Origin of the sequence: Micromonospora zingiberis (assembly GCF_004331455.1) — a bacterium.
Taxonomy (GTDB): Bacteria; Actinomycetota; Actinomycetes; order Mycobacteriales; family Micromonosporaceae; genus Micromonospora; species Micromonospora zingiberis.
In genome coordinates, this window is the sequence record NZ_SJJR01000004.1 from 29,490 (window position 1) to 47,814 (window position 18,325).

18 protein-coding genes are annotated in these 18,325 nt (G+C 72.0%); 13 read left to right on the plus strand and 5 right to left on the minus strand.

Annotated elements, in window-relative coordinates; all coding sequences use genetic code 11:
• Positions 1-239 precede the first annotated feature (239 nt).
• On the minus strand, positions 240-779 hold the full coding sequence (locus E0H26_RS07810) for a PH domain-containing protein (RefSeq protein ID WP_131302685.1): 540 nt from the start codon (positions 777-779) through the stop codon (positions 240-242).
• A 25-nt stretch (positions 780-804) separates the two neighbouring features.
• Positions 805-1,035: a hypothetical protein gene (locus E0H26_RS07815; protein WP_131302687.1), complete on the minus strand. Its 231-nt coding sequence runs from the start codon at positions 1,033-1,035 to the stop codon at positions 805-807.
• A gap of 236 nt (positions 1,036-1,271) precedes the next feature.
• On the opposite strand from E0H26_RS07815, the gene E0H26_RS07820 reads away from it, so the two are divergent.
• From E0H26_RS07820 to E0H26_RS07830, 3 genes are read left to right on the plus strand one after another with little or no spacing between them, the layout of a single operon-like run.
• Entirely contained in the window at positions 1,272-2,381 is a 1,110-nt protein-coding gene (locus E0H26_RS07820; protein WP_131302689.1) for an AAA family ATPase, read from the plus strand.
• Positions 2,360-3,373 carry a DUF58 domain-containing protein gene (locus E0H26_RS07825; RefSeq protein ID WP_131302691.1) on the plus strand — a complete coding sequence of 338 codons (1,014 nt, stop codon included), beginning with the start codon at positions 2,360-2,362 and terminating at the stop codon, positions 3,371-3,373. Before E0H26_RS07820 ends, E0H26_RS07825 begins: the two co-directional genes overlap by 22 nt.
• A complete protein-coding gene (locus tag E0H26_RS07830) occupies positions 3,370-4,320 on the plus strand; it encodes a VWA domain-containing protein (RefSeq protein ID WP_131302693.1) in 951 nt (316 codons plus the stop codon). The genes E0H26_RS07825 and E0H26_RS07830 overlap by 4 nt, the downstream gene beginning before the upstream one ends.
• A gap of 61 nt (positions 4,321-4,381) precedes the next feature.
• On the opposite strand, the gene E0H26_RS30280 is transcribed toward E0H26_RS07830, so the two are convergent.
• Entirely contained in the window at positions 4,382-4,507 is a 126-nt protein-coding gene (locus tag E0H26_RS30280) for a hypothetical protein (RefSeq protein ID WP_276320380.1), read from the minus strand.
• A gap of 462 nt (positions 4,508-4,969) precedes the next feature.
• Here E0H26_RS30280 and fabG point away from each other — a divergent pair, with 462 nt between their 5' ends.
• From fabG to E0H26_RS07850, 4 genes are all read left to right on the plus strand, one after another.
• Positions 4,970-5,674 (plus strand): 3-oxoacyl-ACP reductase FabG, encoded by a 705-nt coding sequence (gene fabG / locus E0H26_RS07835; protein ID WP_131302695.1) that lies wholly within the window; start codon positions 4,970-4,972, stop codon positions 5,672-5,674.
• A 25-nt stretch (positions 5,675-5,699) separates the two neighbouring features.
• A complete protein-coding gene (gene fabI, locus E0H26_RS07840; RefSeq protein ID WP_131302697.1) occupies positions 5,700-6,467 on the plus strand; it encodes an enoyl-ACP reductase FabI in 768 nt (255 codons plus the stop codon).
• A gap of 112 nt (positions 6,468-6,579) precedes the next feature.
• The gene (locus tag E0H26_RS07845; protein ID WP_131302699.1) at positions 6,580-7,611 is read left to right on the plus strand and encodes a ferrochelatase; all 1,032 of its coding nucleotides are present in this window, start codon (positions 6,580-6,582) and stop codon (positions 7,609-7,611) included.
• Positions 7,612-7,648: 37 nt separating this feature from the next.
• Positions 7,649-8,428, plus strand: coding sequence for an HAD-IIA family hydrolase (locus E0H26_RS07850; RefSeq protein ID WP_131302701.1), 780 nt, complete (start codon positions 7,649-7,651; stop codon positions 8,426-8,428).
• Between the two features lie 178 nt (positions 8,429-8,606).
• On the opposite strand, the gene E0H26_RS07855 is transcribed toward E0H26_RS07850, so the two are convergent.
• Positions 8,607-9,401, minus strand: coding sequence for a hypothetical protein (locus E0H26_RS07855; protein ID WP_131302703.1), 795 nt, complete (start codon positions 9,399-9,401; stop codon positions 8,607-8,609).
• Positions 9,402-9,626: 225 nt separating this feature from the next.
• On the opposite strand from E0H26_RS07855, the gene E0H26_RS07860 reads away from it, so the two are divergent.
• Together E0H26_RS07860 and E0H26_RS07865 are read left to right on the plus strand one after the other, a co-directional pair.
• Positions 9,627-10,439: a DUF3097 domain-containing protein gene (locus E0H26_RS07860; RefSeq protein WP_131302705.1), complete on the plus strand. Its 813-nt coding sequence runs from the start codon at positions 9,627-9,629 to the stop codon at positions 10,437-10,439.
• An 85-nt stretch (positions 10,440-10,524) separates the two neighbouring features.
• Positions 10,525-11,811 carry an AI-2E family transporter gene (locus tag E0H26_RS07865; RefSeq protein ID WP_165521779.1) on the plus strand — a complete coding sequence of 429 codons (1,287 nt, stop codon included), beginning with the start codon at positions 10,525-10,527 and terminating at the stop codon, positions 11,809-11,811.
• Positions 11,812-11,829: 18 nt separating this feature from the next.
• Here the strand turns inward: E0H26_RS07865 and E0H26_RS07870 are convergent, their stop codons facing one another.
• Entirely contained in the window at positions 11,830-13,149 is a 1,320-nt protein-coding gene (locus E0H26_RS07870) for a serine hydrolase domain-containing protein (protein WP_131302707.1), read from the minus strand.
• Positions 13,150-13,231: 82 nt separating this feature from the next.
• Here E0H26_RS07870 and E0H26_RS07875 point away from each other — a divergent pair, with 82 nt between their 5' ends.
• From E0H26_RS07875 to E0H26_RS07890, 4 genes are all read left to right on the plus strand, one after another.
• Positions 13,232-13,702: an NfeD family protein gene (locus E0H26_RS07875; protein WP_131302709.1), complete on the plus strand. Its 471-nt coding sequence runs from the start codon at positions 13,232-13,234 to the stop codon at positions 13,700-13,702.
• A gap of 4 nt (positions 13,703-13,706) precedes the next feature.
• Positions 13,707-14,816, plus strand: a complete 1,110-nt coding sequence (locus E0H26_RS07880; RefSeq protein ID WP_131302712.1) for an SPFH domain-containing protein — start codon at positions 13,707-13,709, stop codon at positions 14,814-14,816.
• A 291-nt stretch (positions 14,817-15,107) separates the two neighbouring features.
• The gene (locus E0H26_RS07885) at positions 15,108-15,917 is read left to right on the plus strand and encodes a hypothetical protein (RefSeq protein ID WP_131302714.1); all 810 of its coding nucleotides are present in this window, start codon (positions 15,108-15,110) and stop codon (positions 15,915-15,917) included.
• A gap of 168 nt (positions 15,918-16,085) precedes the next feature.
• Positions 16,086-18,278 carry a transglycosylase domain-containing protein gene (locus E0H26_RS07890; protein WP_131303175.1) on the plus strand — a complete coding sequence of 731 codons (2,193 nt, stop codon included), beginning with the start codon at positions 16,086-16,088 and terminating at the stop codon, positions 18,276-18,278.
• Positions 18,279-18,325: the final 47 nt, after the last annotated feature.

The window sequence follows — 18,325 nt, forward strand, 5'->3', positions numbered from 1 at the left end:
CGGTGGATACCCCGCCGGTGGATACCCCGCCGGTGGATAGCCGGGCGGTGGATGACCGGCGGGCGGATACCCCGCCGGTGGGTAACCGGGCGGTGGATAGCCGGGCGGGTGGGCGGTTGGGGAGGTGTCCGGCGCGTGGTCCGGCGGAGGCTGGCCGCCGGCCGGCGGCGGCGATCCGGGGGGTGGTGCGGCGCCGGGCGAGGGGACGGACCGCTCCGGGTCCCAGCCGGCGGGGTCGCTCACAGGCCTTCCGCCCGGTCCTCGCCCAGTGCGGTGAGTCGGTCACGTAACCGGGACGCCTCCGCCGGCCGCAGACCTGGCACCCGGGCATCGCTCGCCGCGGCGGCGGTGTGCAACTGCACGGTCGCCAGGTCGAAGGCCCGCTCCAGCGGGCCCGCGCTGACGTCGACGAACTGCATGCGGGAGTACGGCACGATGGAGAGTCGGCGGACCAGCAGCCCGTGCCGCACCAGCAGGTCGTTCTCACGTTCGGCGTACCCCCAGGCGCGGACCGCCCGGACGATGGTCACCGCGCGCCACAGGCCGAACAGCAGGACCACGCCGAGCGCCAGGCCGAAGGGCCAGGCACCGCTGAGCACCCAGCCGACACCGGTCATGATCGTGAATACGGCCACCGCGGCGGACAGTCGCAGCAACTCCACCCAGATCAGGTCGGACGAGATCGTCTGCCATCGGACGGTGTCCGGCCACGGTTCGAGCGGACCCGGCTGCCCGATGCCCGAGACCGGCGGTTCCCCGCCCAGTTCGTCACCGCTCATGGGGTGGAGGTTTCGTTGTACGCGTTCACTCTTCGAGCGTAGGCGATTCGGCCAGCGGGGCGACCTCACGCAGAAAGCCCCGAGCGGTGAGGAAATCGCCGAGATGGCTGCGGTGCGCGTCGCAGGCGAGCCAGGTCTTACGGCGTTCGGGCTGGTGCAGCCGCGGATTGTTCCACCGCAGTGACCATCCGGCCGGGGCCTGACATCCACGGGCCGAACAGACCAGGGCCTCGGTGGAGGTGTCGGGGTCGCTCATCCCGGCCAGTCTAGGGCGATGGGAGAGGGTGAGCGCCGGGCGGCCACGGGGGAAGCCGCCCGGCGACGGATGAATGGTACACACGCCGGGGCGGGATCTGTCCACTGGTGATCGGCGATTCGGTGTCGCCGGCCGGCGTGGCGAAAATCGGTCGCTCCCGCCGTCCGTACTCAGCCGGGCATGCGAGGCTTGGTAGCGCACAAGCCGCGACGACCGATTCATGCTGTGGAGGACCGGTGGCCCAGCCGACCACGCCCGACGCCCCGACGCCGAACGGGACGCAGCCGCAGGCGCCCGCCGCGCCGACCACGCCGGCGCAGGACGCCGGCCTGCTGGAGCGGGCCCTGTTCGAGATCAAACGGGTGATCGTCGGACAGGACCGGATGGTGGAGCGGATGTTCGTGGCGCTGCTCGCCCGGGGGCACTGCCTGCTGGAGGGCGTGCCGGGGGTGGCCAAGACGCTCGCGGTGGAGACCCTGGCCAAGGTCGTCGGCGGGTCGTTCGCCCGGGTCCAGTTCACCCCGGACCTGGTGCCGGCCGACATCATGGGTACCCGGATCTACCGGCAGTCCAGCGAGAAGTTCGACGTGGAGCTGGGGCCGGTCTTCGTCAACTTCCTGCTCGCCGACGAGATCAACCGGGCCCCGGCCAAGGTGCAGTCGGCGCTGCTGGAGGTGATGAGCGAGCGGCAGGTCTCCATCGGCGGGGAGAGCCACCGGGTGCCGAACCCGTTCCTGGTGATGGCGACGCAGAACCCGATCGAACAGGAGGGCGTCTACCCGTTGCCGGAGGCGCAGCGGGACCGCTTCCTGATGAAGATCGTCGTGGGTTATCCGACCGACGCCGAGGAACGCGAGATCGTCTACCGGATGGGGGTGGCCGCACCGGAGCCCACCACCGTGTTCGACACCGACGACCTGATCGCCCTGCAACACAAGGCCGATCAGGTCTTCGTACACAATGCGTTGGTCGACTACGCGGTGCGGCTGGTGCTGGCCACGCGTACCCCGGCGGAGCACGGCATGCCCGACGTGGCGCAACTGATCCAGTACGGTGCCAGCCCTCGGGCCTCGCTCGGCCTGGTCCGGGCCACCCGGGCGCTGGCGCTGCTGCGCGGCCGGGACTACGCCCTGCCGCAGGACGTGCAGGACATCGCGCCGGACATCCTGCGGCACCGGCTGGTGCTCAGCTACGACGCGCTCGCCGACGACGTGCCGGCCGACCATGTGGTGCACCGGGTGATGTCGACCATCCCGCTGCCGTCGGTGGCGCCCCGGCAGCAGGCGACCCCCACGCCCCCGGGTGCGGTGGCGCCGACCTCGGGGTGGCCCGGGCCGCGGCCGTGACCCCGAGCACCCCTGGGCATCAGCAGCCACCGAACGGGGCGGACAACCGCTCGGGCGCGGTGCTGTCCCGGTTGCAGCTGCTGGTCACCCGCAAGCTCGACGGCCTGCTCCAGGGCGACTACGCCGGTCTGCTGCCCGGACCGGGCAGCGAGGCGGGCGAGTCGCGGGAGTACCGCCCCGGTGACGACGTGCGCCGGATGGACTGGCCGGTCACCGCCCGCACCACCACCGCACACGTGCGGCGTACGGTGGCCGATCGTGAGCTGGAGACGTGGCTGGCGGTGGACCTGTCGGCGAGCCTGGACTTCGGCACCGGCCGGTGGCTCAAGCGGGACGTGGTGATCGCGGCGGCGGCGGCCGTCACGCACCTGACCGTACGCGGCGGCAACCGGATCGGGGCGGTGGTGGGCAGCGGCGGTGACCTGCCCGCGCCACGGCGGGGCCGGCGGGCGGCGCCCGCGCCGGTGGGGCCGGGGCGGCTGGTCCGGCTGCCGGCCCGGTCCGGGCGCAAGGAGGCGCAGGGCATGCTGCGCGCCATCGCCGGCACCGAGATCCGGCCCGGCCGCAGTGACCTCGGCGCGCTCGTCGACATGCTCAACCGCCCGCCCCGGCGGCGCGGCGTCGCGGTGGTCGTCTCCGACTTCCTCGCCCCGCCGGACCAGTGGGCCCGTCCGCTGCGCAAGCTGCGGGTCCGGCACGACCTGCTGGCGATCGAGGTGGTCGACCCACGGGAACTGGAGCTGCCCGACGTCGGGGTGCTCCCGGTGGTCGACCCGGAGACCGGCGAACTGCACGAGGTGCAGACCGCCGACCCGAGCCTGCGGCACCGCTACGCGGCGGCGGCCGCCGCCCAGCGCGCGGAGATCTCCGCCGCGCTGCGCGCCGCCGGTGCCGCACACCTACGACTGCGTACGGACCGAGACTGGCTGCTGGACATGGTGCGCTTCGTGGCCGCGCAACGGCACGCGCGTACCCGGGGGACGACACGATGATTCGACTGCTGCAACCGTGGTGGCTGCTGGCCGTGCTGCCGGTGCTCGCCCTCGCCGCGCTGTACGTCTGGCGGCAGCTGCGCCGCCGGGAGTACGCGATGCGGTTCACCAACGTGGACCTGCTGCGTACGGTGGCGCCGAAGGGCCTGGGCTGGCGCCGGCACGTGCCGGCGACCGCGTTCCTACTCGCCCTGCTGGTGCTGGCCGGCGCGCTGGCCCGGCCGGCGACGGACACCCGGGAACCGCTGGAACGCGCCACCATCATGCTGGCCATCGACGTCTCGCTGTCCATGCAGGCCGACGACGTGCCACCGACCCGGTTGGAGGGCGCCCAGGAGGCGGCCAAACAGTTCGTCCGGGAACTGCCCGAGACGTACAACGTGGGGCTGGTCTCGTTCGCGAAGTCGGCAAACGTGCTGGTGCCGCCGACCAAGGACCGCCCGGCGGTGACCAGCGCGATCGACGGGCTGGTGCTGGCCGAGGCCACCGCGACCGGGGAGGCGGTCTTCACCTGTTTGGAGGCGATCCGGACGGTCCCGGCCGACGGCGCGGCCGGCATTCCGCCGGCCCGGATCGTGCTGCTCTCCGACGGCTACCGTACGGCCGGCCGGTCGGTGGAGGAGGCCGCCGCGGCGGCGCAGGCGGCGAACGTACCGGTCTCCACGATCGCGTTCGGCACCGACGGCGGGCACGTCGACATCGGCGGGCAGTTGCAACGGGTGCCGGTGGACCGGTTGGCGCTGGCCGCGCTCGCCGAGACGACCGAGGGCTACTTCTACGAGGCCGCCTCGGTCAGCGAGCTGAAGCAGGTGTACCAGGACATGGGCAGCTCGATCGGCTTCCGTACCGAACCCCGTGAGATCACCCAGTGGTACGCGGGCATCGCCCTGCTGTTGGCCCTCTGCGCGGGCGCCACCAGCCTGCTCTGGTCCTCCCGGATGCTCTGAACCCGCTGCCGCGCCGGCCCACCCGCTGCCGCGCCTGTCGGCGCGGGGGCGGGGCGGGTGGTCAGTGGGTGCCGCTGGCCAGGACGAAGAGGACGGCCACCCAGACGGCGGCGAGGGTGAAGCCCAACGGGGCGACGTAGCGGCTCATGACAGGCTCCGGGGTGGGCGGCTCGCCGGTCGAGGGCACGGTGGACCGGCGAGGAGAGGATCAGGACGCACACACACGAAGTCGTGACCGGACTGCTTCCGGTTCGCACCCGCAGGCTCTGCCGCCCCGGTTGCAGGGCGGGTGGCGCAGTGGGTGCGCGGGCAGCGGTGCCAGCTCAGGCGGAGCGGGGCTCAGCGTGGCTGGCGATCGGCCCGGCCACGACTGGGAGGATCGCTATCTGGCACAGCGATCACCTCCTGCGGTCGGGGTCCGGGGCGATACGGGCCGCCGTGCGGCCCGCAAACGGGGATCAGCGTACACCGGGGGTGTGGGATCGGCGTACTCGGCCGACCGGCTGAGGACGGTCGGCACGACGGTTCCGCGTTGGCGGACCAGAACCGCCAGTACGACGGCGAGCGGGTACGACGTGGGGCTGGTTAGTGATTACCGTGCGGTAGCGCCTAGTCTCCAAGCCGCAGCGATCTTTGGAGGGGACGCACCGTGTCTCGAACTGTGCTGGTTACCGGCGGCAACCGTGGCATCGGTCTGGCCATCGCCCAGGCTTTCGCCAAGCAGGGTGACCGGGTGGCGATCACCCACCGGGGCAGCGGGGCGCCCGACGGGCTGTTCGGCGTGCAGTGCGACATCACCGACAGTGAATCCGTCGACGCGGCCTTCGCGGCGGTGGAGGCGGAACTCGGTCCGGTGCAGGTGCTGGTCGCCAACGCCGGCGTCACCGACGACACACTGCTGCTGCGGATGTCCGAGGAGCAGTTCACCCGGGTGCTGGACACCAACCTGACCGGGGCGTACCGCTGCGCCAAGCGGGCGTCGGCGAAGATGCTGCGGGCCAAGTGGGGCCGGATGATCTTCATCTCCTCGGTGGTCGGTCTCTCCGGCGGTGCCGGTCAGGTCAACTACGCGGCCAGCAAGGCCGGCCTGGTCGGGGTGGCCCGTTCGATCACTCGCGAGTTGGGCACCCGCAACATCACCGCGAACGTGGTCGCGCCCGGTTTCATCGAGACCGACATGACCGCCGTACTCTCCGAGGAGCGCAAGGCGGAGATCCTCAAGTCGATCCCGGCGGGCCGGATGGCCAGCCCGGACGAGGTCGCCTCGGTCGTCACCTGGCTGGCCGGCGACAGTGCCGGCTACGTCTCCGGCGCGGTCATCCCGGTCGACGGCGGCCTCGGCATGGGCCACTGACACTGAGCACGGAGGAATGAGCGCAATGTCCGGACTGCTGGCCGGTAAGCGGCTGCTCGTCACCGGCGTCATCACCGACGCCTCCATCGCCTTCTCGGTGGCCAAGCTGGCCCAGGAGAACGGCGCCCAGGTCGTGCTGACCGGGTACGGCCGGCTCTCGCTGGTGGAGCGGATCGCCAAGCGGCTGCCCGAGCCGGCGCCCGTGATCGAGCTGGACGTGACCAACCCCGAGCAACTGGCCGGGCTGGGCGACAAGGTGCGCGAGCACGTCGACGGCCTGGACGGGGTGGTGCACTCGATCGGGTTCGCCCCGCAGAGCTGCCTCGGCGGCGGGTTCCTCGACGCCTCCTGGGAGGACGTGGCGACCGCCCTGCACGTCTCCACGTACTCCTACAAGTCCCTGGCCGTCGCGGCGCTGCCGCTGATGTCGCCGGGCGGCGCGGTGGTCGGGCTGACCTTCGACGCCACCCAGGCCTGGCCGGTCTACGACTGGATGGGCGTGGCCAAGGCCGGCCTGGAGTCCGCCTCCCGCTACCTCGCCCTGCACCTCGGCAAGCAGGGCATCCGCAGCAACCTGGTCTCCGCCGGGCCGCTGCGCACCATGGCCGCCAAGTCCATTCCCGGCTTCGAGCAGTTCGAGGACGCCTGGTCCGAGCGGGCCCCGCTGGGCTGGAACCTGACCGACCAGGAGCCGGCCGCCCGCGCCTGCCTGGCGCTGCTGTCGGACTGGTTCCCGGCCACCACCGGCGAGATCGTCCACGTCGACGGCGGCTACCACGCCATCGGCGCCTAGGTGAAAGGAAGGGCCCCCTCTTAACGCCTGCGGTATAGCAGGGGGCCCCTGTTAACGGCTGGGACCCGGGGGCGTTGCCGGCTCGCCGCGCGTCACCGGCAAGAATGGAGCCATGTCGTACGACGCGGTGGTGCTGGTGTCCTTCGGTGGTCCGGAGGGCCCGGACGACGTGCTGCCGTTCCTCCAGAACGTGACCCGGGGACGGGGCATCCCGCCGCAGCGGCTGGCCGAGGTCGCCGAGCACTACCAGCACTTCGGCGGGATCTCCCCGATCAACCAGCAGTGCCGGGACCTGCTCGCCGCGATCCGCGCCGACTTCGCCGCCCACGGCCTCGACCTGCCGGTCTACTGGGGCAACCGGAACTGGCACCCGATGCTGGCCGACACCGTGGCGCAGCTGCGCGACGACGGCGTACGACGGGCGTTGGGTTTCGTCACCAGCGCCTTCGGTGGCTACTCCTCCTGCCGGCAGTACCAGGAGGACATCACCGCCGCCCGGGCCGCCGTCGGTCCGGACGCGCCGGTGATCGAGAAGCTGCGCCAGTTCTGGGACCATCCCGGCTTCGTCGAGCCGCACGCCGACGCGGTACGGGCGGCGCTGGACCAACTCGACCCGGCCCAGCGGGACAGCACCCGGTTGGTCTTCACCGCACACTCCGTACCCGTGTCGATGGCCGACACCGCCGGCCCGCACGGCGGCCGGTACACCGCGCAGCTCGCCGAGACCGCGCGGCTGGTGCATGCGGCGGCCGCTCCGGACCTGTCGTACGACCTGGTGTGGCAGAGCCGCTCCGGCCCACCGCACGTGCCGTGGCTGGCGCCGGACATCAACGACCACCTGGCCGACCTCGCCGGTCAGGGGGTCACCGGCGTGGTGGTCAGCCCGATCGGTTTCGTCTCCGACCACCTTGAGGTGATCTGGGACCTCGACACCGAGGCACGGGACACGGCCAAACAGCTCGGCCTGGACTACGTCCGCGCCGCCACCCCCGGCACCGACCCCCGCTTCGTGACCATGGTGCGGGAACTGGTGCGTGAGCGCATCGACCCGGCCGGCGCCGACCTGCGCCGCCGCCTCGGCGAGCTGCCGATCTGGGACACCTGCCCCACGGTCTGCTGCGTTCCGCCCCGGCGTCCGTCCTGACCGCTCTGGCGATCCCGACACCCCTGCGGAGACCAGCATGCATGACCGTAAACCCGTCGAGAGTTGGCTCACCGACATGGATGGCGTGCTGGTGCACGAGGGCCAGCCGGTGCCGGGTGCGCCGGAGTTCATCAAGCGGCTGCGCGCCTCCGGCAAGCCGTTCCTGGTGCTGACCAACAACTCGATCTACACCCCGCGTGACCTGCAGGCCCGGCTTGCGCGGATGGGACTGGACGTGCCGGAGCCGGCGATCTGGTCCTCCGCGTTGGCCACCGCCCAGTTCCTGGCCGACCAGCGGCCGGGCGGCACGGCGTACGTGATCGGGGAGGCCGGGCTGACCACGGCGCTACACGCGGTGGGCTACGTGCTCAGCGACTTCGCGCCCGACTACGTGGTGCTGGGGGAGACCCGCACCTACAGCTTCGAGGCGATCACCAAGGCGATCCGGCTGATCAACGACGGGGCCCGGTTCATCTGTACCAACCCCGACGCCACCGGCCCGTCCGTGGAAGGCGCCCTGCCGGCGGCGGGCTCGGTGGCCGCGATGATCTCGAAGGCGACCGGGGTGGAGCCGTACTTCGTCGGCAAGCCCAATCCGATGATGATGCGTTCGGCGCTGAACACGATCGACGCGCACTCGGAGAGCACCGCGATGATCGGCGACCGGATGGACACCGACATCCTCTGCGGTCTGGAGGCCGGCCTGGAGACCATCCTGGTCCTGACCGGCATCAGCACCCGTACCGAGGCCGAACGCTACCCGTACCGCCCGTCCCGAATCGTCAACTCGGTGGCCGACCTGATCGACGAGATCTGACCCGGCGGCCCCCACCCCCACCCCCACCCCGCAGCGTCGATCTTGCACTTTCGGTCTCCACATAACGGGCCTATCCGCACAAAACAGCGACCGAAAGTGCAAGATCGCGGAGGAGGGGCGGCGCGGAGGAGGTGCGGCGGGGTGCGGGCGTGTGGTGGTGTGGTGGTGTGGTGGTGGGTTAGGGGCGGAGGGGGGCGTTGCAGGCGGCTACCAGGGCTTGGCGGCAGGCGGCGGTGAGGGGGCGCAGGGCGGCGTCGCGTTGCTGGGCCTCGTAGTTGTTGACCGCGCCGCCGGGTGCGGCGTGCCCGGCCAGGGCGAGCACCCGGTCCAGTACGGCGGCGCGGGCGAACAGCCGGCGGGCCCGTGGGTCGAAGCCGGGCGGCAGGTCGGTGGTGCCGTCCGGGCGGCGCAGCGCTTCCAGGGCACCGGCCAACTCGGGGCGCCACTGGGCGATGTCCAGTCGGGTCAACGCCGCCGTCGTGTCGGCCAGCGCGGCGGCCAGCTCCGCCTCCGCCTCGGCGGCGCCGGGCAGGGTGAGCGAGGCGGCCGGGGCGTTCGCCGGCAGCGGGTACACCCGCCAGAGCACGGTCTCGAAGGTGTCGCCGGAGCCCGAGGTGTGCACCCGTACCTCGGGGATCAGGCCCAGCGCACCGGCGATCACCGCCTCACCGGCGAGCAGCGCGGCGCCGGCGAAGTCACCCGGGCCGGGCAGGCCACGCGGGTCGCCCGGCGCCGGCAGCACCAGCCGGATCTCGTCCGGTGAGAGCTTGGCCAGGGTGGGTAGCCCCTCCCGCAGCGGCACGTCCGTCCAGGTGCCGGGCGCGTCAGCGACCAGGTGCTCCTCGTCGCCGGCGACCGCGTCGGCAACCTCGTCGAAGGGCACCAGCCCGGCGCGCCATGCGCGCACCCAGGCAACGAACCGGCTCGACCGGCGCGGCGCGAGGATGGCCGCACCCGCAGCGGGGGTGGACATGCCGAAAGAGTACGTGTTCACGACGGCCTGTGTCTCGACTGCCGCACCCCCACTCCGCTCCGCTCGCGTTTCCGCCGCACCGCCGCGCCGATCATGAAGTTCTGGTCTGCGAATAAACCGCTTATGCAGCTTTTGTGACGACCAAAACTCCATGATCGACGGGAGTTGGGGTGGGGGCGGCGAGTCGGGGTGTGGTGCGGGAGTGCGGGAACTAGCCTGCGTGGGATGGGACGGCGGTATGGCGAGGACGTGCTGGCGGGGGACTGGCGGCGGCGGAAGGTGATCCCTGAGGTCGACGCCGAGGCGGATCTGGTGGTCGAGGACGCCGACTCGGGTTTCTGTGGTGCGGTGGTCGGGTTCGAGTCCGGCGCGGTCGTGCTGGAGGACCGGCACGGCAAACGACGCAACTTCCCACTGCTTCCCGCCGCGTTCCTGCTCGACGGTCGACCGGTCACCCTGCGCCGCCCCGCGCGGGCACCGGTGCCGGCCGCGCGGCGGCGCACCGCCTCCGGCTCGATCGCCGTCGACGGGGTACGCGCCCGGGTCGCGCGGGCCAGCCGGATCTGGGTGGAGGGGGTGCACGACGCTGCCCTGGTCGAGCGGATCTGGGGCGACGACCTGCGCATCGAGGGCGTGGTGGTGGAGCCGCTGGAGGGCATCGACGCCCTCGTCGCGGAGGTACGCGAGTTCGAGCCGGGCCCGCACCGGCGGCTCGGCGTACTGGTCGACCATCTCGTGCCGGGCTCGAAGGAGAGCCGGATCGTGGCGGGGGTGACCTCACCGTACGTGCTCGTCACCGGGCACCCGTACGTCGACGTGTGGCAGGCGGTGAAGCCGGCGGCGCTGGGCATCCGGGCGTGGCCGGTGGTGCCACCGGGACGGCCCTGGAAGGAGGGCGTCTGCGCGGCGCTCGGCGTGGCCGAGCCGGCGGACATGTGGCGGCACATCCTGTCCCGGGTGAACACCTACGCCGACGTGGAGACACCGTTGATCAACGCCATGGAGCGGTTGATCGACTTCGTCGCGGAGCCGGGGTGATCCGGGCGGATCACACGCGTGCGGGCAGCGCGGACGTGAGGCGCTACGGTGGACGGCCTGATCCCTACCATCCCGGGGGTGCCGTTTGAGCCGGTTCGAGCAGTCGCGGCGGCGGCTGCGCCAGGCGTACGAGACGGGCCGCGAGTCGGTACGCGCGGCCCGCGAGCGACAGCGGGAACGGGCGGCGATCCGTGCGGAGGAGCCCGCTCCCGGCTACCTCGCACCGGTGCCCCGGCGCCTCGATCCGCCCGCCGAGGCTGGTTCGACGACCAGCCGCGACGACTCCGACGTGCCGAAGGCGCTGCGGATCGCCGCCGCCTGGTCGTGGCGTCTGATCGTCATCGGGGTCGTCGGGTGGGCGTTGCTGCGCTTCATGGGCGCCGTCCGCATCGTCATCGTCCCGTTGCTGGTGGCGCTGCTGCTCGCCGCGTTGTTGGCGCCGGCCGTCGGCTGGCTGCTGCGCGCCCGCTTCCCCCGTACCCTGGCCACCGCCCTGGTGCTGATCAGCGGGCTCGCCGCGGTGGTCGGCACGCTGACCCTGGTGGTCAACCAGTTCATCATCGGCCTGCCCGACCTGAGCGTCCGGGCCGCGGCCGGCATCGGGCAGATCCAGGACTGGTTGCGCGACGGGCCACTCGGGCTTTCCGACGGGCAGCTCAACCGGTACGTCGAGGCCGGGCAGAACTGGATCAACGAGAACAGCCAGACGTTGACCACCGGCGCGCTCAGCACCGCCGGCACGGTGGTCGAGGTGCTCACCGGCACCCTGCTGGTGCTGTTCGCCACCTTCTTCTTCCTGCGTGACGGTGACCGGATCTGGCGCTTCCTGGTCGGCATGCTGCCGGCCGCCGCCCGCTGGCGGGCCGACGACGCCGGTCGTGCCTCCTGGCTGACCCTGGTGGCCTACGTCCGGGCCACCGTGCTGGTGGCGTTCATCGACGCGGTGGGCATCGGGGTCGCGCTCGTGCTGTTCGATGTGCCGTTCGCCTTCCCGCTGGCCGCGTTGGTGTTCCTCGGCGCGTTCATCCCGATCGTCGGAGCCACCCTCTCCGGCGCGGTGGCGGTCCTGGTCGCCCTGGTCGACAGCGGCTGGGTCACCGCGCTGGCCATCCTCGGCGCGGTGATCGTGGTCCAGCAGGTCGAGGGGAACGTCCTCCAGCCGTGGATCATGGGCCGCGCGGTGGCCCTGCACCCGCTGCCGGTGGTGCTGGCGGTGACCGCTGGCGTGGTGCTCGACGGCATCGTCGGCGCGCTGGTGGCCGTACCGCTGATCGCCGTGCTCAACACCGCCGTGCGCCGGCTGGCCCAACGCCCGCCGGAGCCGGCGGCACCGGTCCCCGACGCGGTGGTGGTCAGGTCGACACCGCCGTGAGCCGGTTCCCGGCGCCGGTCAGGGCACGTCGTCGGGGGAGCGGGTGAAGACGAAGGTGGCGATGTCCAGGGCGACCGGGCTGCCGGCGTCGTCGCGGAGTACGGCCAGCACCTCGCCGTGTTCCTCGCCGCTGACGCCGCGCCAGCGGTCGGGGCCCTCCGGGGTGTAGCGGCTGGCCGGATCGCCCGGCGTGGTCCCGACCAGCTCGGCGCGGGCGGCATCCCAGCTGACGTCGAGCGGGATGCCCATCCACCACCAACGGCCGGTGAGGGGGGCCACGTCGGCCGGGGGCGGTGCGTCGGCCGGGAGCCACGGCGGGGCCGGCGCCGGTTCGGCGTCCAGCAGCCGGGTGAGCAGCTGTCGGCCGAGTGCGCCGAGGCCACCGCTGCGGAAGCTGTACGAGTTGGCGAAGCCGACGATCCCGGTACGGCTGGTCCGGTGCACGTCCAGCACGGCGAGGTAACCGGGCATCGAACCACTGTGCCCGACGTACACCCGCTCGCCCTCGCGGTGCAGGCCCAGTCCGAGGCCGCGCCCGGCCCGCCAGGAGTCCCGGTCGGTCATCGTCACCGGGGCGCACATCTCGTCGAGGGTGTCGGGGGCGAGCACGGCCGGATCGGGGTCGGCGAGGAAGGCCGCCCAGCGGGCCAGGTCCGTGACGGTGGACCAGAGCTGCCCGGCCGGTGCCATGGCCCCGGTGTCCGTACGTGGTTCCTCCCGCAGCGTGTCGTGCCGGGGGTGCACCACGTAGCCGGGGGCGAACGGCTCGGTGGCCGGGTACGTGGTGCGGTCCATGCCGAGCGGGGCGAGGATCCGCTCCCGTAGCAGCTGCGCCCACGGCGTCTTCGTGATCCGTTCCAGCGCCCCGCCGAGCAGCCCGTACGCCAGGTTCGAGTAGTGGAACGTGCGGTGCGGCGGGTAGGCGATCTTGGCGGTGGAGAACCCGGTAAGCAGGGTGGTCAGGTCGACGCCTTCGTTGCGCTCCCACCACGGGCCGTCCGGCTCCCGTTGCAGGCCGCCGACGTGCCCGAGCAACTGCCGCAGGGTGACCGGGCCGGCCGCGGCGGCCTCCGGCAGGTGCCGCCGCAGCGGGTCGTCCAGGGCCAGCCGGCCGGCGTCGCGTTCCTGCATCACCAGCACCGCGGTCATCGTCTTGGTGATCGAGCCGATCCGGTACTGGAGGTCGGCATCGGGGACCGGGCGGGCACCGGCGGCGGCGACGTGGGCCAGCGCGCCGTCGCGGACCACGCCGACGATCAACGACGGAATGTGACCGGCGGCCTGGGCGTTGGTAACCAGGGCGTCGATCTGCCGAGCGGTGTCGGGACGCAGGGACACGACCCTCCCTTACTAGTGGTACCCGCGAGCCTACGATCATGACAGTTCGATGACACGTGCTTTGCCATGTCACGATCGTGATATGGATGCCGTGTTGTGGATCGTGCTGGGCGTGGTGCTGGCGGTCGCTGAGATCTTCACGGCGACCCTGTTCCTGATCATGTTCGCGGTCGGTGCGTTCGCCGCTGCCGGCGCCGCCGCGCTCGGTGCCCCGGTGGCGGTGCAGGCGGTGGTCTTCGCCGCCGTGTCTGCGCTGACCGTGCTGGCCGCCCGGCCGGTCATCCAGCGGCACAAGCAGAGCGCCATGGAGTCCGGCGACACCGCGTTCGGGATCGAGGCGATCGAGGGCTCCACCGCCCTGGTGCTGGAGCAGGTCGACTCCGATCAGGGCATGGTGAAGATCGACGGCGAGGTGTGGAGTGCCCGCGCCTACGACGCCACCCAGGTTTTGGCACCCGGCGAACGGGTGCAGGTTATCCAGGTCAAGGGAGCGGTAGCCCTGGTCTGGCGGGATGTTGCGACGCCCAGTGAGCTACCCGAAGCGGAAAGGTGAACGGATGGAATTCGTGTTCCCCGTCCTATTGATAGGTATTGCCCTGATCTCGGTGATCACCCTGGCCAAGGCGTTGCGGATCGTGCCGCAGCAGCGGCAGGACGTGGTCGAGCGGCTCGGTCGGTACAAGCGCACGTTGAACCCGGGGCTGAACCTGCTCGTGCCCTTCATCGACTCGGTGCGTACCAAGGTCGACATGCGGGAGCAGGTGGTCAGCTTCCCGCCCCAGCCGGTGATCACCTCGGACAACCTGGTGGTGTCGATCGACACCGTGCTCTACTTCAAGGTCGTGGACTCGGTCCGGGCCACCTACGAGATCTCCAACTTCCTCCAGGCGATCGAGCAGCTCACCGTCACCACGCTGCGTAACGTGATCGGCTCGCTGGATCTGGAGCGCGCCCTGACCAGCCGCGAGGAGATCAACCGGCACCTGTCCGGCGTGCTGGACGAGACCACCGGCCGGTGGGGCATCAAGGTGACCCGGGTGGAGATCAAGGCGATCGAGCCGCCGCCGAGCATCCGTGACTCGATGGAGAAGCAGATGCGCGCCGAGCGGGACCGCCGGGCGGCGATCCTCAACGCCGAGGGCCACAAGCAGTCGCAGATCCTCTCCGCCGAGGGTGAGAAGCAGGCGGCGGTGCTGCGCGCCGACGGTGACCGGCAGGCCCGCATCCTCCAGGCCGAGGGTCAGGCCAAGGCGATCCGTACCGTGTTCGACGCCATCCACCAGGCCAACCCGAGCCAGAAGGTGCTCGCCTACCAGTACCTCCAGGCGCTGCCGCAGATCGCCAACGGCACCGCCAACAAGGTCTGGATCGTGCCGGCCGAGCTGACCAAGGCCCTGGAGGGCATGGGCGGTGCGCTGGGCGGGCTCAGCCAGATGGTCGGTGACGTGCCGAGCAAGGCGGCGTCCGACGACGCCAGCGCGGTCGAGCGGGAGGCCGCCGAGGCCGCGCAGGCTGCCGCCGCGGCGGCAGCCGAGATCCACGACGAGGTACGCGTGGCCGAGGCGCAGGCCACCGGCGGTAAGGGTCCGCAGGGCCTGCCCGCGCCGGAGCCGGTCTCCCCGGCGAGCCTGCTCAACGACCCCGCCGACCAGCGCGAGCGCGGCTGACCCACGGGCGTGCCCACCGTTATGCCGTAACGGTGGGCACGTCCGCCGTTACGCCGTAACGGCGCTATCCGGCCGGCCACGATCCCGCCGTTCCGGAGGAACGGAGTTCGGCCGGCCACGATCCCGCCGTTCCGGAGGAACGGAGTCGATCGCCGGTCGGGCGGTAATGCGAGAAAGCCTCATGAAGCGCCCCGGTGTTTGCCACCATCGGTCCTAGGGCCGGTCTGGCCAGGCATCGGGGCGCTTATTGCGCGCGTCCCGCGCCACGTCGGTGGATGAGCGAGGTGAGGCATGGAACCGCTGCGGCGCTTGTGGTCCACCCCGGAGGTGCCGGGGATGCACGATCCCCAGGCCCCGCTGGGCACCCGGCGCACCGGCGGCGGCTTCGGCGTACTGCCGTTCATCGACGAGCCCGCGCCACCCGGGCCCGCCACCAACGCCAGCTGGGCGTGGTCGCTGCGCCGGCTGGCCCGCGCCGCGGTCTGGCTGCTGCCCGCGTACGCGATCCTCTACGGCGTGGTCGCGATGGCCAGCGACGGCGGCGTCGGCAACGACCCGTACCCGGCCGACGGCCGCGCCCTGTACCTGATCGGCTGGGTGGCGGCGGTCTGGCTCGGTCTGCTGGCCCTGCTCGGCCTGACCGGGCTGCTCGCCGCCACCCGCAGCCGCCACCCCGCCGTCGCCGGTCTGTTGGTCAGCATCGCCGGCACGGTGCTGATGCTGCCGTTCGCCGGCCTGGCCGAGCAGACCCCGGTCTTCGGCACCACCGCGCGGACCCTGGTGCTGGTCGGTGCCGGCTGCTACAGCGTGGGTTGGCTGCTCACCGGCTGGGCGGTAGCCCGATCGGGCATGTTCAGCATCGGTGACGGCACCATGCTGATGATCGCCAGTCCGTTGCTCGGTCTCGGCGGGGCGTTGATCGGCTCGTTGCAGACCTTCGGCGCGATCTTCGTCCTGATCGCCGGCATCGGCATCGCGTACCGCTCCGGCCGGCTGCTGCCCCGGGAGATCCTGCGCGACGCCACCAGCGCCAGCGTCGCCACCGCCGGCCCATCCGGCCCCGTCGGCCCACCCGGCGCCGGTCCCCTGGGCGCCGCCTAACCAATCCCGCCCCAGCAGATCTTGGAAGGAAATCGCCCCCATCGGGGCAGTTTCCGTCCGAGATCTGCTGTGAGCAGCGCAAAGAGCGCTGGCAAGTTGTGGTGAATTGGCTGACAAACGGGGAGCCGGGGTGGTCGGAAGGTGGCTTTCGCGGCAATCCTGGTGACCATGGCCACCCCTACGCCCCTGTCGCGGCTGTTCACCGTGCTGCTGACCGGCGTGCTCGCCGGCCTCGTGCTGGCGGTCGCCGCGCTGCCGGTCAACCTGGTGTTCGGCTTCGCCGCCCAGGCCGCACTCGGTAACTACGCCGCGCTTCCGGACGCCCTGCGGACCCCGGCCACCCCGCAGCGCTCCTACCTCTACGCCAACGACGGCAAGACGTTGATCACCACGTTCTACGACGTCAACCGCACCGACGTGGCGCTGGCGGAGATCGCGCCGGTGATGCGGCAGGCGATCGTCGCCGCCGAGGACCGCCGCTTCTACGACCACGGCGGGGTGGACCTGCGCGGCATGCTGCGGGCGCTGGTCACCAACGTCACCGAGGGCGGTACCGAGCAGGGTGGCTCGACGCTGACCATGCAGTACGTGCGCAACGTGCTCAAGACCGACCCGAACCGCACCGCCGAGGAACGGGCCGCGGCCACCGCCCAGACGGTCGGGCGCAAGGTCCAGGAGATCCGGTACGCCAACGCCCTGGAAGAGCGCCTCGGCAAGGACGAGATCCTCAACCGCTACCTCAACATCGCGTACTTCGGATCCGGCGCGTACGGCGTTGCCGCCGCCAGCCAGCGCTACTTCTCCAAGGCACCCGCCGACCTGACCCTCGCCGAGGCGGCCCTGCTCGCCGGCCTGGTGCAGGCGCCGGAGGCGTACAGCCCGATCGACGGTGACGCCGACGCGGCGCTGGCCCGGCGGGCGTACGTGCTGGACTCCATGGTCGCCACCGGGGCGATCACCGCCGAGCAGGCGGCCCAGGCGAAGGCCGAGAAGGTGAAGTTGCGGCCCAGCGAGCAGCCCAACGGCTGCGCCGCCACCGCCAGTTCCCGCGACGGGTGGGGCTTCTTCTGCGACTATCTGCGCCGCTGGTGGGTCACCCAGCCGGCGTTCGGCGACACCGTCGCCGAGCGCGAGCAGGCGTTGCGCCGGGGCGGCTACACCGTGGTCACCACGCTCGACCCGAAGGTCCAGGCCACCGCGCAGAAGCAGGCCACCAGCGTGTACGGGTACGACAACCCGCGCGCCCTGCCGATCGCCGCGGTCGAGCCCGGCACCGGCCAGGTGCTCGCGATGGCGGTCAACCGGCACTACAGCGTCGACGCCAACCCCGACGGGCAGGCCAACTACCCGAACACCGTCAACCCGCTGATCTCCGGTGGTGGCAGCGTCGCCGGTTACCAGGCCGGTTCGACGTTCAAGCTGTTCACCATGCTCGCCGCGTTGGAATCCGGCCGCACCCTGTCGACCGGCTTCGACGCGCCCAGCCGGCTACCCACCCGGTACCCGGCCGGCAGCGACGAGAGCAGCTGCGGCGGGCAGTGGTGCCCGGCCAACGCCAACCCGCAGTGGATGGACGGCTACCGGATGATGTGGGACGGCTTCGGCCGCTCGGTCAACACGTACTTCGTCTGGCTGGCCGAGCAGGTCGGCCAGGACAAGGTGGTCGAGATGGCCCAGCGGCTGGGCATCACCTTCCGGGCCGACGCCGACGCCCGGTTCGCCGACGACAACGCGGCCAACTGGGGGGCGTTCACCCTCGGCGTAGCCGCCACCACCCCGCTCGACCTGGCCAACGCGTACGCCACCGTGGCGGCGGAGGGGACATACTGCACCCCCGTACCGGTGCTGTCGGTGACCGCGCCGGACGGGCAGCGACTGCCGGTCGGCGACCCGTCCTGCCGGCAGGTGCTCGACCCCGACGTGGCCCGGGCCGCCACCGACGCGGCGCGCTGCCCGGTGGGCCAGCAGTCCGCCTTCGGGCAGTGCAACGGTGGTACCGCCACCGCAGTGGACCGGATCCTCGACGGGCGCCCGGTGGCCGGCAAGACCGGTAGCTCGGAGAACGCCGCCACCGAGACCTTCGTCGGCTTCACCCAGCAGGTGGCGGTCGCCGGCATCGCCGCCAACCCGGACGACCCGAGCGACCTGGTCGGCAGCGCCGTGCAGGCCCGGGTGATCGAGGCGGTCGCCCGCATCATCGACACCGCCGTCGACGGCCAACCGGAGCAGTCCTTCACCGCACCCACCCGCGCCCTCGCCGGCACCCCCCGTCGCCCGGTGGAGCGTGATCCCCAAACCACCCGCCCCGCACCCGACAACCCCCTGTCCGACCTCCGCCGCTGGCTCCAGAACCGAGGCTGACCCCACCCCACCCCACCCGCGCCTCACCCCGCCTCGCCCGCACCCCT

Bases quoted from the DNA above. Each gene is read 5' to 3' on its own strand.
- E0H26_RS07850 (WP_131302701.1), top strand. From the start codon at position 7,649: ATGCATGACCGTAAACCCGTCGAGAGTTGGCTCACCGACATGGATGGC.
- E0H26_RS07810 (WP_131302685.1), bottom strand. From the start codon at position 779: ATGAGCGGTGACGAACTGGGCGGGGAACCGCCGGTCTCGGGCATCGGG.
- E0H26_RS07880 (WP_131302712.1), top strand. From the start codon at position 13,707: ATGGAATTCGTGTTCCCCGTCCTATTGATAGGTATTGCCCTGATCTCG.
- E0H26_RS07875 (WP_131302709.1), top strand. From the start codon at position 13,232: ATGGATGCCGTGTTGTGGATCGTGCTGGGCGTGGTGCTGGCGGTCGCT.
- fabI (WP_131302697.1), top strand. From the start codon at position 5,700: ATGTCCGGACTGCTGGCCGGTAAGCGGCTGCTCGTCACCGGCGTCATC.
- E0H26_RS07860 (WP_131302705.1), top strand. From the start codon at position 9,627: ATGGGACGGCGGTATGGCGAGGACGTGCTGGCGGGGGACTGGCGGCGG.
- E0H26_RS07855 (WP_131302703.1), bottom strand. From the start codon at position 9,401: ATGTCCACCCCCGCTGCGGGTGCGGCCATCCTCGCGCCGCGCCGGTCG.
- E0H26_RS07845 (WP_131302699.1), top strand. From the start codon at position 6,580: ATGTCGTACGACGCGGTGGTGCTGGTGTCCTTCGGTGGTCCGGAGGGC.
- E0H26_RS07885 (WP_131302714.1), top strand. From the start codon at position 15,108: ATGGAACCGCTGCGGCGCTTGTGGTCCACCCCGGAGGTGCCGGGGATG.
- E0H26_RS07890 (WP_131303175.1), top strand. From the start codon at position 16,086: ATGGCCACCCCTACGCCCCTGTCGCGGCTGTTCACCGTGCTGCTGACC.
- E0H26_RS07815 (WP_131302687.1), bottom strand. From the start codon at position 1,035: ATGAGCGACCCCGACACCTCCACCGAGGCCCTGGTCTGTTCGGCCCGT.
- E0H26_RS07830 (WP_131302693.1), top strand. From the start codon at position 3,370: ATGATTCGACTGCTGCAACCGTGGTGGCTGCTGGCCGTGCTGCCGGTG.